At 54.0% G+C, this 1,638-nt stretch carries 1 rRNA gene; it reads right to left on the bottom strand.

Annotation, left to right across the window (positions count from 1 at the left end):
* A 23S ribosomal RNA gene (locus tag FHE74_RS10740) occupies positions 1-1,542 on the bottom strand; the annotation flags it as partial.
* Positions 1,543-1,638 lie beyond the last annotated feature (96 nt).

Genomic DNA, 1,638 nt, shown 5'->3' with positions numbered 1-1,638 from the left:
GGTGATGCTCGCGGGTGGTTAGTATCACTGATTCACCATGGGCGCATATATACGGGTACGGGAATATCAACCCGTTATCCATCGACTACGCCTGTCGGCCTCGCCTTAGGCCCCGACTCACCCTGGGAAGACGAACTTGACCCAGGAACCCTTAGTCATCCAGCGGTAAGGATTCTCACCTTACATTCGTTACTCATGCCTGCATTCTCACTCGCACACACTCCACACGTCCTCACGATCATGCTTCACCGCGTGCACGACGCTCCCCTACCCAACAAAAAATGTTGCCGTGGCTTCGGCGGTGTACTTGAGCCCCACTACATTGTCGGCGCACAACCACTCGACCAGTGAGCTATTACGCACTCTTTCAAGGGTGGCTGCTTCTAAGCCAACCTCCTGGCTGTCTTCGCGATCACACATCCTTTTCCACTTAGTACACCCTTAGGGGCCTTAGCCGACGATCTGGGCTGTTTCCCTCTCGACCATGAAGCTTATCCCCCACAGTCTCACTGCCATGCTTTAACTTCACCGGCATTCGGAGTTTGGCTGACATTGCTAAGATGATAGTCCCGCTCAACCAACCAGTAGCTCTACCTCCGGCAAGCACACACAACGCTGCACCTAAATGCATTTCGGGGAGAACCAGCTATCACGAAGTTTGATTGGCCTTTCACCCCTACCCACAACTCATCCCCTCAGTTTTCAACCTAAGTGGGTTCGCGCCTCCACGACGTCTTACCGTCGCTTCACACTGGCCATGGGTAGATCACTTCGCTTCGGGTCCAGGACACGCCACTAAAACACACTCGTTAGTATTCGCTTTCGCTACGACTACCCCACACGGGTTAACCTCGCGACGTGCCGCTGACTCGCAGGCTCATTCTTCAAAAGGCACGCCATTACCCACAAAAACGGGCTCTGACGGATTGTCAACACACGGTTTCAGGAACTCTTTCACTCCCCTCCCGGGGTACTTTTCACCATTCCCTCACGGTACTACTCCGCTATCGGTCACACTGAGTATTTAGGCTTACCGGGTGGTCCCGGCAGATTCACAGCAGATTCCACGAGCCCGCTGCTACTCGGGGACACACGCAACACACACCAACACGCACACCACGTACGGGACTCTCACCCACTCCGGTAGACCATCCCAGGCCACTTCCGCTCACACGCATCAGCACACGCACACCACAAGGTAGATGATGAACACGCGCACCCCACAACACCACACACGCAACCCCTACCCGGTATCACACGCATGCGGTTTAGCCTCATCCACGTTCGCTCGCCACTACTAGCAGAATCATTCTTATTTTCTCTTCCTACGGGTACTGAGATGTTTCACTTCCCCGCGTAACCCCCACACAACCTATACATTCAGAAGGTGGTAACACCCCACAACGGGCGCCAGGTTTCCCCATTCGGACATCCTCGGATCAACGCTTAGTTGGCAACTCCCCAAGGCTTAACGCAGCCTCTCACGTCCTTCATCGGCTCAGCATGCCAAGGCATCCACCGTGTGCCTTAACGAACAAACACACACCCCACACACAATGCGAAGGGCGCATGCCACACAAAAAATTGACAAAAGAATAAAGAAAACAACACACACCACACACCCACACACACAAAGCA

Source organism: Corynebacterium tapiri (genome assembly GCF_006334925.1).
GTDB classification, from domain to species: Bacteria; Actinomycetota; Actinomycetes; order Mycobacteriales; family Mycobacteriaceae; genus Corynebacterium; species Corynebacterium tapiri.
Note: the sequence above shows the minus strand (reverse complement) of the source record. Positions and strands in the feature narration are given on the sequence as shown.